The organism is Streptomyces sp. NPDC055815, assembly GCF_053616475.1.
In genome coordinates, this window is sequence record NZ_JBSHDU010000004.1 from 124,505 (window position 1) to 138,449 (window position 13,945).

Genomic DNA, 13,945 nt, shown 5'->3' on the forward strand with positions numbered 1-13,945 from the left:
CGATGCGCGACCGAGCGTTTGTTCGCATCGCCGCCGCAACAGGAGCACGCACCCGTGGAGCCGAGCCAGCCGAGCCAGCCGACCCCGCCGCCCGCAGGAGGCCCGCAGCCCGGGGGTGCCCCGCAGCCCGGGGGCGGCCCCCAGACCGGGGGATGGCCCGCCCCGGGCCCGTACACCTCCCCGGGGATGCCGTACACCCCGTACGGGCAGCCCGGCATGCCCGGCGCCACCCCCTACGGGCAGCCGCCGCGCCGCTCCACCAACGGCCTGGCCGTCGCCTCCCTCGTCTCCGGCATCGTGTGCTGCCTGCCGCCCCTCGGTCTGATCCTCGGCCTCGTCGCCCTGCCGCAGATCAAGAAGAAGGACCAGACGGGCAAGGGGCTCGCGATCGCCGGCATCGTGCTCTCCGCCCTCAGCTCCCTGCTGCTCGTCGTCGGCCTCACGACCGGCGGCTTCGGCTCGGCCTTGGACGAATTCAAGAAGGGCATGGACGAGGCCGCCGCCGCCAGGTCCACGTTCTCGCTGCGGACCGGGCAGTGCTTCACCGGCGACGGCAAGCTGGAGGACTACACGACGGACGTCAAGGTCGTCGACTGCGACCGCCCGCACGACGGCGAGGTCACCGGCGAGTTCAAGGTGACCGGCTTCGACAAGTGGCCCGGCGACGACGCGCTGGACGACCTCGCGGGGGCGCGCTGCGAGACGATCAACGGGGCGTACGCGATGGACACCTGGGCGGTCCCGATGGACGTCTGGACCTACTACTACCAGCCGACCAAGGAGAGCTGGCGGGCCGGCGACCGTGCGGTGACCTGCGTGTTCGCCAGCGAGAAGAACAGGAAGTTCACGGGCTCGGTGCGCTCCGACAAGACCACGCTGAACCTCGACCAGAGCTTCTTCCTGACGGTCGTGAACCCGATCGAGACGGCCGTCTACGAGGAGCCGGAGGAGGACCAGGACGAGGACCTCGCCTCGAACAAGGAATGGGCCACGGAGGTTCTGGTGGCGATCGACGCGGCCCGTTCGGGCCTGGGGCAGCACACCTGGCCGGGCGACTCCGCCGCCCCGGTCGCGGTGCTCCGCAAGCAGCTCGACACGGCCTCGCAGCGGTGGAAGAAGCTGGCCGGCGCCCCCGACGCGGACGCCTACCGGGAGGCGTACGACGCCGCCTGGGAGGCCCTTCCCGAGAACCTCGGCGCGGAGGCGCGGACCGCGCTCGGCCTGACGGGCGCACCCCCGGCGGGCGAGGGCACCCAGGCCTGAACCGGCCGCGGGGCGTGCGAACGGGGCCGGGTCTCCCTCCGGGGGAGGCCCGGCCCCGTCGTGTGCGGACCGGAGACGGCGTCCGGGGACGGCGGCCCGTGACCGACCGCCGTTCCGGACCACCGTGAGCGGCGGGGTACCGGTCCGCGGCTCATGGGGGGCGAGGAGGGTCAGCGCCGGGTCAGGCCCCGGTCGATGGCGGTGATCAGCTCGCCGTCCGCGGTGTCCCCGTCGAGGGACCAGACCATCGCGCCGCCGAGCCCGCGCTGCCGGACGTAGGAGGCCTTGGTGCGCAGGACGGTGGGGTCGTCGTACGTCCACAGGGTGGTGCCGTCGAAGAGCCAGGCGTGGCCGTTCTTCGCGCCCCGGTGGAGCGTGTACGTCCCCGAATCGGCCAGCTTCTTCAGGTGCTTGTAGTCCTCGGAGCCCGCCGTCCAGGTCGCGGGGGCGGGGCCCGCCGCCGGCTGACCGAGGCCGTCTCCGCCGCCGGTCACGCCGGTCCAGCCCTGGCCGTAGAAGGGCATGCCGACCACGAGCTTGTGGGCGGGGGCGCCGCGCCGCAGCCAGGCGCGGACGGTCTGGTCGACGCTGAAGTCGTCCTTCGCGAAGAGCGCGGACTGCTGGGCGGTGGTCTGCTCGCCGGAGACGTGGAAGTCGTAGCCCTGGAGGTTCACGAAGTCGAAGTCCCGCATGATCGCGGGGACGTCGAAGCCCGCGTCGATCTTGGCGGGGGCGGTGGGCACGAACGCGCTGAGGTCGTAGTGCTTCCGCTGCGGCAGCGAGCGCCCGTAGGCGTCGAGCTGGGTGCGGAACTCCCGTACGAGCTGGGTGAAGTGGGGCTTGTCCTCGGGGCGGACCGCGTTCCCGGGGGCGCCCTCCGAGCCGGGCCACTCCCAGTCCAGGTCGACGCCGTCGAAGAGACCGGCGGCGGCCCCGGCGCCGCCGCGGGCGCCGTCGGCGGGGAGGTTGCCCTTGATGTACGTGTCGATGCAGGAGGCGACGAGGGCCTTGCGTCCGGCCTCGGTGCGGACCGCGTCGGAGAAGTGCGCGGAGCCGCTCCAGCCGCCCAGCGAGATCATGACCTTGAGGCCGGGGTTCTGCGCCTTCAGTTCGCGCAGCTCGTTGAAGTTCCCGGCGAGGCGCTGGTCGGCGGTGTCGCCGACGCCGTCCACGGAGTTCGCGGCGTCGACGGGGCGGACGTAGTCGGCCCAGGGGTCGGAGCCGGGGGCGTTGCCCATGAGGCACCTGCCGTCCGGACCGACCACGCCGAAGGCGTAGTTGATGTGGCTGAGCTTGGCGGCGGTGCCGCTCGTCTGCAGATCCTTGACCTGGAAGTTCCGGCCGTAGACGCCCCATTGGGTGAAGTAGCCGATCCGCTTGAGCGTCCGGGTGTGCGGGGGCTGCGGGTGGGCGTCGGCGGCGGGGGCCAGGGTGGCGAGGAGACCGAGGGCGGCCGCGGCGGCGGTGCCGAGGGTCAGCTTGGTCAGGGCTCTGGGGCGCATGGGCTCGTTCCTGTGCGAGGCGGGATGGAGCGTGCGGGCAGGAACTTATTGGTCTGGACCAATAGAGCGCAAGAGGTGCGGGGGAAGCGTTCGGGGGTGACCGCGGGTAGCCGAGATCGTCATCACTTCGAGTGAAACTCTGGCCCATGCTTGCGGATCGCGACCGACGGTTGTCAGGCTGTAGCTGTCAGTCAACCTGAGGGGAGTGTCCAGTGACGTTCGGTGAGCAGCCCGCCTATCTGCGCGTGGCGAGCGATCTGCGGGAGAAGATCGCCAACGGCTCGCTTCCGCCGCATACCCGCCTCCCCTCGCAGGCACGCATCCGCGAGGAGTACGGGGTGTCGGACACCGTCGCGCTGGAGGCCCGCAAGGTGCTCATGGCCGAGGGGCTCGTGGAGGGGCGCTCGGGCTCCGGGACCTATGTGCGCGAGCGTCCGGTCCCGCGGCCGATCGCCCGCTCCGGCTACCGTCCCGCGTCCGGCGCCAGCCCCTTCCGTCAGGAGCAGGCCGCCGAAGGGGCCCGCGGCACCTGGGAGTCGCGCAGCGAGCAGGAGCCGGCGAGCGTCGAGGTGGCCGAGCGGCTCGGCATCGAGCCGGGGGAGCGGGTGATGCGCACGCGGTACGTGTACCGGGACGGGGGCGAGCCCATGATGGTCTCCACCTCCTGGGAGCCGCTCGCCGTCACCGGCCGGACGCCGGTCATGCTGCCCGAGGAGGGCCCGCTGGGCGGCTGTGGCGTCGTCGAGCGCATGGCGGCCATCGACGTGGTCGTGGACAACGTGGTGGAGGAGGTCGGGGCCCGGCCCGGCCTCGCCGAGGAACTCCTGGCCCTCGGCGGGGTGCCGGGACACGTGGTCATGGTCGTGGAGCGCACGTACTACGCCTCGGGCCGCGCCGTGGAGACGGCCGACGTCGTCGTCCCGGCCGACCGCTACCGCATCGCCTACCACCTGCCGGTGAGGTGACACCGGGTCGGGCCGCCGACCGTTCAGCGGGGCCGGGTGTCCGGGAGGTGTGACCCGGAGTTAACGGGGCGTCAACTCGCGTAACCGCCCGGCAACCGCGTTCCGTCGGCCCTCGACACGCGCGGCTCCTACCTTCCTCGTCCGTACCCGCGACCCGGTCGGACGACAGGAACCCTCATGACGGACACGCTCACCCCACCCACCCCGGAGCCGGCTGGGGGCCCCTCCCAGGCCGCTCAGGCGCCGGCGGAGGCCACCCCGCCGCCCGCGGAGGCCGTCCCGCCCGCGGGGCCCCGCCGCAGCTACGCCAGGCTGGCCGCGGACGAGAGCCGCGAGGACTACTCCCTGCGGTACGCCCCGCACTCCTTCCGCCGCTGGTCGCCCGGGACCGTCGCCGGCACCGCGCTCGGCGGCATCGCCTACCTCGCCGACTTCGCGATCGGCGCCTCGATCGTCTTCACCTACGGCTTCGGCAGCGGACTCGCCTCGATCCTCACCGCCGCCGCGCTCATCTTCCTCACCGGCATCCCCATCGCCCGGGCCTGCGCGAAGTACGGCCTGGACATGGACCTCATCACCCGCGGCGCGGGCTTCGGCTACTTCGGCTCCACGCTCACCTCGCTCATCTACGCCTCCTTCACCTTCATCTTCTTCGCCCTCGAAGGCTCGATCATGGCCCAGGCCATGCACCAGGCCGTGGGCCTGCCGGTGGAGATCGGCTACCTCGTCACGACCCTGATCGTCATCCCGATCGTCTTCCGCGGCATGGGCGCCCTCGCCAAGGTGCAGGCCTGGACCCAGCCGATCTGGCTCGTCGGCCTGGTGCTGCCCTTCGCCGTACTGGCCTTCGAAGCCCCCGACGCCTGGGGCGCCTTCGCCTCCTTCGGCGGTACGGAGGGCGCCGGCGCCGGCTTCTCGTGGATCGGCTTCGGCCTCGGCACCGGCGTCGCGCTCTCCCTGATCGCCCAGATCGGCGAACAGGCCGACTACCTGCGCTTCATGCCCGCGAAGACCGAGGCGAACAAGCGCCGGTGGAACCTCGCCGTGCTCGCCGCCGGCCCCGGCTGGGTGATCATCGGCGCGGCCAAGCAGCTCGGCGGCGCCTTCCTCGCCTTCGTCGCCCTGGAGGCCGTCGGCAAGACCCACGCCCTGGAGCCGATCGCCCCTCAGATCGAGGCACTCAGGCCCTGGCTCGGCACCTTCGCGCTGCCCGCCGCCGCGCTCTTCGTGATCGTCTCCCAGATCAAGATCAACGTCACCAACGCCTACAGCGGCTCGCTGTCCTGGTCGAACTTCTTCTCCCGCGTCACCCACCGGCACCCCGGGCGCGTCTGGTACATCTTCCTCAACCTCGCCATCGCGCTGACGCTGATGGAGATGAACATGTTCGCCGCCCTGAACAAGCTGCTCGGGTTCTACTCCAACGTCGGCATCGCCTGGATCGCCGCCGTCGCCGCCGACCTCGTCATCAACAAGCGGGCCGGCTGGAGCCCCCCGTACATCGAGTTCAAGCGCGCCTACCTGTACGCCGTGAACCCGGCCGGCTTCGGCGCCATGGTCATCGCCTCCGTCGTCTCGATCCTCGCCTTCTTCGGTCTCTTCGGCACCTACGCCGAGGCCTTCTCCACCTTCATCGCCGCCGGCCTCGCCGTCCTCCTCTGCCCCCTCATCGCCTGGGCCACCAAGGGCCGCTACTACCTGGCCCGCCCCAACACCGTGAACGGCCCCGGCGCCGAGGTCGCCGACGAGCGCGCGACCCACACCTGCGCGGAGTGCGAGACGGCCTACGAACTGCCCGACATCGCCGACTGCCCGGTGCGCTCCGGCCCCGTCTGCTCCCTCTGCTGCTCGCTCGACGCCACCTGCGGGGACGTCTGCCGCAAGGACCCCGAGGCCGCGGGCGGGCCCGTCCTCATGCCGGTGCCCACCGTCCCCGCGGCGGCGCCCGGGGTGTGACCTTCAGCCTCCCTCCGACGGTTCCCGGCCGATCCGTGCCTCTTTGTGAAAACCCGTATCCGCTGTGTGAAGGTCAGGCGTAAGCTCCGGCATATGCGGATTGCGGTTTCCCGGAGATCCTTAGCGGCGCCCGGACCGGCGGAGGGAGAAGCCTGATGACCGACAGCGGCCCCGTCCTTCCCTGGCTCGTCATACGGCAGGACGACAACGGCAACCGCTACCGGGTGGGGCGGTACGCGACCAAGGACGAAGCCCAGAAGATCGCGGACAGTCTCGACGACCGCGGCCACAAGCAGCTCTACTGGGTCGAGCGCATCGGCAGCCCCGCCCTCTGACCCCGGCGGGCACCGGCCGGGCCGGGCTACGCTCGCGCCCATGACGGAACGCACCACCGACCCCGCCACGCCCCACGAGACCCACCGCGACGCCGGCCCCGGCCAGGGAGCCGGCGTCGTGGTCGTCGTCGCGGGCGCCCTGTACGACCGGGGGCGGCTGCTCGCCGCGCGCCGCAGCGCCCCCGTCGAGCTCGCCGGCCGCTGGGAGCTGCCCGGCGGCAAGCTCGAACCGGGCGAGAGCCCGGAGGAGGCCCTGGTCCGAGAGCTCCGGGAGGAGCTCGGCGTCGAGGTCGAGCCCGGCGAGCGCATCCCCGGCGAGTGGCCGCTGAAGCCCGGATACGTCCTGCGGGTGTGGACCGCCCGGCTGCTCTCCGGCGAGCCGCGCCCCCTGGAGGACCACGACGAGCTCCGCTGGCTCTCCCGGCACGAGCTGGACTCGGTCGACTGGCTCGACCAGGACCGCCCCGCCGTCGCCGAGGCCGCGCTGAGACTGCCGGCGGCGCCCGTCGACGGAGCGCGCGACTGAGTCCCTACGCCGTTCGTGCCACCGTGCGCCCGCTGACGCCCCCGGCGGGATATCCCGTCCCAAATAGCGGGTATGTCCAGAATGACCCCTTGGGAGGGGGCATGGACCTTCCTGCTGACGCACGGCTGGGGAAGTGATCGGGTGTGATCGACACCGACGGCGACCGCGCGGAGTGGAACTTCCCGGCGGAAGCGAACGCCGTGCGCACGGCTCGCCACGCGGTGCGCGAGACCCTGCGTGCCTGGGAGCTCGACAAGGCCCTCGGTGATGTGACCGTCCTGCTGGTCAGCGAGCTGGTGACCAACTCCCTGCGCTACGCCTCCGGCCCCATCGGGGTCCGCCTCGTCCGTCCCCGCACCGGCGCCGCCGACCCGGCGCACCCGCCGGCGCTCCTGGTGGAGGTTTCGGATCCGCTTCCGGATCCCCCCACGGAGCGGGCCCCGGGACCCGAGGACGAAGGGGGTCGCGGCCTCGGTCTGGTGGCCTGTTCCGCACGCCGCTGGGGAACCCGTAGAGGAAGGACCGGCAAAACCGTATGGTTCGAGCTGGCTCTCCCTGGTGAGTAAACAGGGTGGGACAACGATCACCGGTACTCGGCGAGGGACGAACGAGACCACCCTGTGATCGGGAACGTCGTGCCGTCGGGGCCTGCCGTATTGAATACTGCGGGCATGGCCGGTCCGGTGCGGTGAGCTGGAGGGGACGGTCGCGTGAGCGAGATACCTGAGACGGCGAGCGGCGGCGTCGTGTGGCAGAGCAGCCCGCCCGGCTCCATCTATGACTACATCCGGGTGGCGTCCTTCTCGATCGGGCCCGACGGCCTCGTCGAGCAGTGGAGCCGACGGGCCGTGGACCTGTTCGGGGTGACCGCCGAGGAGGCCAGGGGCAAGGACCCCGTCGAGGCCTTCATGCCCGCCGACCTGCGCGAGCGCGGCCACCGGAGGGTCAAGGAGATCCTCGACGGCAAGGAGTGGACGGGCCTCGTCCCGTTCCGCATGCCCGGCGAGGACCGGCCCCGGGGCATCGCCGAGATGTACGTCATGCCGAGCGAGACCCAGACCGGGGAGAGGGCCGCGCTCTGCATCGTCGTCGATGTGCGCGCCCTCCGCCGCATCGAGACCGACCTCGCCGCTTCCCAGGCGATATTCGGCCAATCCCCCTTCGGCTTCCTCCTCTTCGGCACCGACCTCACCGTGAAGCGGGCCAACCGGCGCTTCGCCACCGTCTTCGGCGGCCAGGCCGAGGACCACCGCGGCCGGACCGTCCACGACTACCTCAACCCCGCCGAGGCCGACCGGATGACCACCGCCCTCCAGCGGGTCCTGGAGACCGGCGAGTCCGTCACCGACTTCCAGATCGTCGGCGCCGCCCCCGGCGCCCGGGACCGCCGCCACTGGTCCATCAACCTCTACCGCGTCCACAGCGGCTCCGGCCGGCCGATCGGCGTCGCCGGGCTCGGCATCGACGTCACCCGCCGCCACAACGCCGCCAGGGAAGCCGCCAGCGCCCGGCGCAACCTCGCCCTCCTCAACGAGGCCGGTGCCCGCATCGGCAACTCCCTCGACCTGGAGGCCACCGCGCGCGAGCTCCTCGACGTCGCCGTCCCCGGCTTCTGCGACCTCGCCTCCGTCGACCTCTACCAGGGCCTCCTCACCGGCGACGAGGCACCGCCCGGCCGCTGGGGGAACTCCCACGACGTCGGCTACGGAGCGGGCAGCGCCGAACTCCGCAGGGTCGCCTTCGCCAGCGCCGTCTCCGACACCCCCCTCAGAACCGACGAGGGCCACGGCCCGGGCAGCGGCTGTTGCGGACCCGTCCCCATCGAGGTCGGCGCCGTCCACCGCTACCCCTTCAACTCGCCCTGCGCCGGAGCCCTGCGCACCGGACGCGTCCGCACGGTCCCCGGCTCCGACGGAGACCTCGTCCAGTCCACCCTGGTCGTCCCGATGACCGCCCACGACACCGTCGTCGGCCTCGTCCAGTTCTCCCGCACCAAGGGCAGCGAGCCCTTCGGGGAGCGCGACCGGGCCCTCGCCGTCGAACTCGCCGCCCGCGCCGCCGTCTGCATCGACAACGCGCGCCTCTACCGCCGCGAGCACGAGCGGGCCCTCATCCTCCAGCGCAGCCTGCTCCCGCCCGGCGACCCCGAGGCCGCCGGACTCGACATCGCCTGCCGCTACCTCCCCGGCACTGCCGCCACCGAGGTCGGCGGCGACTGGTTCGACGTCATCGAACTCCCCGGCCACCGCACCGCCCTCGTCATCGGCGACGTCATGGGCCGCGGCCTGCGCGCCGCCGTCGCCATGGGCGAACTCCGCACCGCCGTCCGCACCCTCGCCCAGCTCGACCTGGAGCCGGCCGAGGTCCTCTCCCACCTCGACGAGATCGCCCGCGGCCTGGGCGCCCCCATCGGCGCACAGCAGTCCCGCACCCACAAGAACCGGGGCCCCGAACTCTCCGAGGTCTACCTCGCCACCTGCGTCTACGCCGTCTACGACCCGGTCACCCGCCGCTGCACCTTCGCCAACGCCGGGCACCTCCCGCCGGTGCTCGTCGAACCCGGCGAGGAGGCCATGCTCCTCGACGTACCCCCCGGGATGCCGCTCGGCGTCGGCGGGGAACCCTTCGAGGAGGTCGAGGTCGAAGTGCCCGAGGGCGCCCTCCTCGCCCTCTACACCGACGGGCTCGTCGAATCCCGCGACCACCCCCTCGACGAGGGCCTCCAGGCCTTCCGGCGCGCCCTCACCGACCCTGCCCGCCCCCTGGAGGACGTCTGCGACCGGGTCCTCACCACCCTGAACACCGGCCACGGAGAGGACGACATCGCCCTCCTCATGGCCAGGATCCAGGGCCTGCCCAGCGAGGCGGTCGGCGACTGGCGGCTCCCCAGGGAACCCCGCTCGGTCGGCCGGGCCCGCGAACTCGCCCGCACCCAGCTCGCGGCCTGGGACCTCGAACCGCTCGTCGACACCGTCGAACTCCTCGTCAGCGAACTCGTCACCAACGCCCTGCGCTACGGCGAGGGGGAGATCCGGCTCCGCCTGCTCCGCGACCGCACCCTCGTCTGCGAGGTCTGGGACGCCGGCCTGGTCCAGCCGCGCCGCCGCAGGGCCCGGGACACCGACGAGGGCGGCCGCGGCCTCCAGCTCGTCGGACTGCTCTCCTCCTCCTGGGGCTCCCGCCGCACCCCGCGCGGCAAGACCGTCTGGTTCGAACTGGCCCTTCCGGACGGCGAGGGGGCGGCGGAGCCCACGGTGGAGCAGCTCCTCAGCATGTTCTGACAGGCACCTCAGGAGCCGCCGGATCAGGCCTTGAGCGCGGCCAGCCGGGCCTCGATCTCGGCGCTGTCGCCGAGCGCGTCCAGCTGCTCGAACTGGGCGTCCAGCGAGGAGGCGGCGAGCTCCTGCCTGCCCAGGGCCTTCGCCTCCTCGCGGCGCACCTTGTCCTCGAAGCGGCTCAGCTCGCCGGCCGGATCGAGCACGTCGACGCTCCGCAAGGCGTCCATCATCCGGTTCTGCGCCTGGGCCGACGTGGCGCGGGCCACCAGCTCGTCGCGCTTGGCCCGCAGCTCGCCGAGCTTGGCCTTCATCTGGTCGAGGCCGGTCCTGAGCTTCTGCACGACCTCGGTCTGGGCGGCGATCGTCGGCTCGGCGGTCTTCGCCTCCTTCTCCGACTGCAGCTGGCGCCCCAGCGCCACCTTCGCCAGGTTGTCGAAGCGGTCCGCTTCCGCCGTCCGCCCGCCGGCCCGCAGCTCGTCGCCCTTCCTGCTCGCGGCGAGCGCCTTGCCGCCCCACTCCTCCGCCGCGTCCACGTCCTCCTGATGGTCCTGCTCCATCAGGCGGAGGTTGCCGATGGTCGCCGCCACCGCCTCCTCCGCCTCCGCGATGTTGTTCGTGTAGTCGCGGATCAGCTGGTCCAGCATCTTCTGCGGATCCTCCGCCTGGTCGAGGAGGGCGTTGATGTTCGCCTTCGCCAGCTGGGTGACCCGGCCGAGGATCGTCTGCTTGCTGCTCATGGCTGTACTCCCTGGAGATCGCGTGGAACTCAGAAACGGCCCCCGCCGCCCAGCCGGCCGCGCGTGCCGGTGCCGCCGAAGCTGCCGGGCCCGCCGCCGAAACCACCGCCCCCGAGACCCCCGCCACCCGAACCTCCACCGAACCCCCCATGTCCGCCTCCCCGTCCACCACCGAACAGTCCGCCGAGGATGATGCCGCCGAGCACCGCACCGCCGAGCCCGCCGCCACCGCTTCCTCCCACCCCTGTTACACCGCCCAGGCCGTTCGGGTTCCCATAGGTGCGGACGTCCTGCTCGGCGAGGTCCTGGGCGCGCCGCGCCAGCTCGTCCGCCCGCTGCGCCTCCACCAGCGCCGTCTGCGGGTCGTCCGCCGCCGCCAGCGTCCGCGCCTTCTCCCAGCGGCGCCGGGCCTCGGCCAGGCGCGTACGGGCCTCGCTGCCCACCGCGCCCCGGTGCGTGGTGATGTAGTCGGAGGCCGCCCCGATCGTCGAACGGGCCGTCAGCATCACCTGGTCGAGGAGCGCGAGGGCGCGCCGCGCACCCGACTCGCGCTCCCGCGCGCCCTCCAGCGTCTCGTCGAGCGCCGCGTCGGCCTCCTCGACCCGGCGCAGGCCGTCGATCGGGTCGTACCGGCCGGCGTCCACCCGACGCCGCACCTCGGCGGCCACCGACTCGGCACGGGCGATCCGCCCCTGGAGATCGGCCGTCGACACCCCTTCCGCGGTCCCCTTCAACAGCCCGCGGGCCTCCGCCACGTCCGCGTCCGACTCCGCGAGCGCGGCCGTCAGCCTCCCCTCGGCCTCGGCCAGCTCCCGCGCCCGCCGGTCCACCGCCTCGACCAGCCGCGCCGCCTGGTCGACCGCGCCCTCCGCGGCCCGGATGTGCACGGCGGCCCCGCCGTTGTCACCGGAGTCGATCTGCTGCCGCGCCTGGTTGACGTGGGTCGTCGCGAAGACGAGCCGGTCCTTCGCCTGCTCGACGTCGCCGGCGACCGGCGCGACCGCCGACTCGGCGTACCGCTCGCGCATAGCGGTCAGCGCCGCCTCGGCCGTCCCGATCCGCCCGGTCTGCTCCCGGAAGGCCGCCTCCACCCCGGTCAGCGCCTCCGGGGCCGTGCGCTCCAGGGCCCGGAGCCGGTCGAAGTCCTCCGTCTCGGCGTCGAGACGCGCGTTCGCCTCGGCGCAGCGGCGGAGGATCTCCTCCAGCATGCTCCGGCGGGTGGAGTCGTCCTCGGGAAAGGAGTCGTCGAGCTTCTGCCGCAGCCGGAACGAGGCCGTCAGCTGCTCCTCGGCGAAGTCGACCGCCTCGGTGAAGGGGCGCGCCGCCTCCTCGCCGAACTGGGCGGACGCGAAGCCGAGTTCCTCCTGGCTGGTGCGGACGGCGTCGTCGGTGGCGACCAGCGTCCGGCGGGCCTCCCCGTCGAGCTCGGCCAGGGACGGCGGCGCGGTCTCCTTCGGCGGGCCCCACCCCTGCCCGCCCCGCGGCGTGGTGCGGGTCTCGGCGCGGCGCCGCCGTGTGGTGTACGCGTAGGCCGCCACGGCCCCCGCGCCGCCGACGAGCACCAGGGGCAGGACGAGGTCGGTGGCGGAGCTGCCGTCGTCGGCCGGGGCGCCGGGATCGGCGGGGCCGGGGGTGATCGCCGGGGCGGGGACGGGCTGCCCGGCGAGGACGGCGGCGTAGCCGTTCGCCGCGCCGACGGCGGCGCCGGCCCAGTCGTTCTGCCGGAGGGCGGGTTCGATCGCGGTCCTGGCGACGTCGTCGAGCTGGGCCTGCGTGAAGCGGGAGCCGGGGTCGGCGGAGTAGCCGTACTGCCGGTCGTGGGTCGCGACGGCGAGCAGGAGGTCGTCGACCCCGAGGTGGTTGCGTTCCGCGGTGGCGTCGGCCCAGTCCTGGCCCGGGCGCCCGGAGAAGTCCCGTACGTAGACGACGAAGAGCTGGACGCGCCGGTCCTCGTAGAGCCGGTCGAGGGCCTGGACCACGGTGGCGCGGCGGTCGCCGAGGGCACCCACCCGGTCGGTGATCTGCCCGTCCCGGGACAGGACGACGGGGTCGTCGGCGTGGGCACCGTGTACGGCGGGCACGAGGAGCCACCACGCCGCCACCAGCACCGCGTGAAGGGCTCGGGTGGCTATTCGCGTCACAAAGGGGAGATTATGTCCGCGTATGTCCACTCGCGACCGGACCCAGGGCGCCGAAAAGGTCCAGGCATGGTCACCGGAAACCGTTTCCCTCGCCCGAGCGTCACTGTCAGTAGCCGCCGCTACGGTGGTTCCAGTGACGCGACGGCTCTTGGGGGGCTCGGGTGGACGGACGGCTGAGGCGTGTGTGGCGGCGGGGGCGCTGGTGGGTCCTCGGTCTCGTCCTCCTGCTCGTGGTGCCCCCGCTCTTCGGAGCCCTGGCCCTGCGCGTCAGCTTCATGGGCGACCTCAGGGACGACGCGAGGACCCGCGGCAAGGACGCCTTCTGGATCGGGCACGCCTGGGTCGACGGACGGAAGAAGGACGCCGACCTCGCGGCCCTCGCCGCGCGCCTCAAGGACAGCGGGATACGCGACCTGTACGTGCACGCCGGGCCCCTGGAGCACGACGGCACCCTGCCGGCCGCCAGGTACCCCCGCGCCAAGTGGCTGATCGACGGCGTGCACCGCACGATGCCCGGGATACGGGTCCAGGCCTGGCTCGGGGACGTCCTGGCCAGCGAGGGGCCCGTGGGGCTCCGCCTGGAGGACGCCGGGTCACGCCGGGCCGTCGTCGGTTCCGCCCGGCAGATCCTGGACGCCGGCTTCGACGGCGTCCACTTCGACCTGGAGCCGCTGCACTCCGACGACCGGGACTACCTCACCCTCCTCGACGGCCTCGGGGAGCTGACCAGGGCCCGCAAGGTCCCGCTCTCGGTCGCCGCCCACCAGATCGACCCGCTGCCGGGCGCCCACTCGGTCCTGGGCGCGGTCAGCTCCAACGGCAGCGAGAAGTGGTGGTCGCAGGAGTTCTTCGGGGAGGTCGCCCGGCGCGTCGACCAGATAGCCGTCATGTCGTACGACACCTGGATGCCGCTGGAGGGCCTCTACGGCGGGTACGTCGCCCAGCAGACGGCCCTCGCCCTCGAAGTGACGCCCGAGACCACGGACCTGCTGATGGGCCTCCCCTTTTTCCACGAGGACGACCTCGGCCACCACGAGGACGCGGAGACGGTCGCCGCCGCCGTCAAGGGCGCGCGCCTCGGCCTCGGCCGCACCGATCCCGGCCGCGAGCGCTTCGGCCTCGCGCTGTACGTCGACTTCGCGGCCGAGGAGGGGGACTGGGCGGCCTACCGCGCGGGCTGGCTCTGACGTGGTGCAGGATGACCCCGGACGGCCGGAGCAGCGCCGTCACCGAGGGGGAGTA

The 13,945-nt window shown here is 72.9% G+C and carries 11 protein-coding genes; 8 read left to right on the forward strand and 3 right to left on the reverse strand.

Going from position 1 to position 13,945, the window contains the following annotated elements:
- The first annotated feature begins 186 nt into the window (after positions 1–186).
- Positions 187–1,263, forward strand: a complete 1,077-nt coding sequence (locus ACWGN5_RS04830) for a DUF4190 domain-containing protein (protein ID WP_453511314.1) — start codon at positions 187–189, stop codon at positions 1,261–1,263.
- 170 nt (positions 1,264–1,433) lie between these two features.
- On the opposite strand, the gene ACWGN5_RS04835 is transcribed toward ACWGN5_RS04830, so the two are convergent.
- Positions 1,434–2,765, reverse strand: a complete 1,332-nt coding sequence (locus ACWGN5_RS04835; protein WP_453511316.1) for a glycoside hydrolase family 18 protein — start codon at positions 2,763–2,765, stop codon at positions 1,434–1,436.
- A 212-nt stretch (positions 2,766–2,977) separates the two neighbouring features.
- On the opposite strand from ACWGN5_RS04835, the gene ACWGN5_RS04840 reads away from it, so the two are divergent.
- The 6 genes from ACWGN5_RS04840 to ACWGN5_RS04865 all read left to right on the forward strand — a co-directional run bounded on the left by ACWGN5_RS04840 (position 2,978) and on the right by ACWGN5_RS04865 (position 9,828).
- On the forward strand, positions 2,978–3,730 hold the full coding sequence (locus tag ACWGN5_RS04840; protein WP_453511318.1) for a GntR family transcriptional regulator: 753 nt from the start codon (positions 2,978–2,980) through the stop codon (positions 3,728–3,730).
- 177 nt (positions 3,731–3,907) lie between these two features.
- Positions 3,908–5,686 carry a purine-cytosine permease family protein gene (locus tag ACWGN5_RS04845; RefSeq protein ID WP_453511319.1) on the forward strand — a complete coding sequence of 593 codons (1,779 nt, stop codon included), beginning with the start codon at positions 3,908–3,910 and terminating at the stop codon, positions 5,684–5,686.
- 155 nt (positions 5,687–5,841) lie between these two features.
- Positions 5,842–6,021, forward strand: coding sequence for an SPOR domain-containing protein (locus tag ACWGN5_RS04850; RefSeq protein WP_093874257.1), 180 nt, complete (start codon positions 5,842–5,844; stop codon positions 6,019–6,021).
- A 40-nt stretch (positions 6,022–6,061) separates the two neighbouring features.
- Entirely contained in the window at positions 6,062–6,547 is a 486-nt protein-coding gene (locus ACWGN5_RS04855) for a (deoxy)nucleoside triphosphate pyrophosphohydrolase (RefSeq protein ID WP_453511321.1), read from the forward strand.
- Positions 6,548–6,690: 143 nt separating this feature from the next.
- Positions 6,691–7,113, forward strand: coding sequence for an ATP-binding protein (locus tag ACWGN5_RS04860; protein WP_453511323.1), 423 nt, complete (start codon positions 6,691–6,693; stop codon positions 7,111–7,113).
- Between the two features lie 144 nt (positions 7,114–7,257).
- Positions 7,258–9,828 (forward strand): SpoIIE family protein phosphatase, encoded by a 2,571-nt coding sequence (locus tag ACWGN5_RS04865; protein ID WP_453511324.1) that lies wholly within the window; start codon positions 7,258–7,260, stop codon positions 9,826–9,828.
- A 23-nt stretch (positions 9,829–9,851) separates the two neighbouring features.
- Here the strand turns inward: ACWGN5_RS04865 and ACWGN5_RS04870 are convergent, their stop codons facing one another.
- Both ACWGN5_RS04870 and ACWGN5_RS04875 read right to left on the reverse strand, forming a co-directional pair.
- On the reverse strand, positions 9,852–10,562 hold the full coding sequence (locus ACWGN5_RS04870; RefSeq protein ID WP_453511326.1) for a PspA/IM30 family protein: 711 nt from the start codon (positions 10,560–10,562) through the stop codon (positions 9,852–9,854).
- A 29-nt stretch (positions 10,563–10,591) separates the two neighbouring features.
- Positions 10,592–12,703 (reverse strand): TPM domain-containing protein, encoded by a 2,112-nt coding sequence (locus ACWGN5_RS04875; RefSeq protein WP_453511328.1) that lies wholly within the window; start codon positions 12,701–12,703, stop codon positions 10,592–10,594.
- 161 nt (positions 12,704–12,864) lie between these two features.
- On the opposite strand from ACWGN5_RS04875, the gene ACWGN5_RS04880 reads away from it, so the two are divergent.
- The gene (locus ACWGN5_RS04880; RefSeq protein ID WP_453511329.1) at positions 12,865–13,890 is read left to right on the forward strand and encodes a hypothetical protein; all 1,026 of its coding nucleotides are present in this window, start codon (positions 12,865–12,867) and stop codon (positions 13,888–13,890) included.
- Positions 13,891–13,945 lie beyond the last annotated feature (55 nt).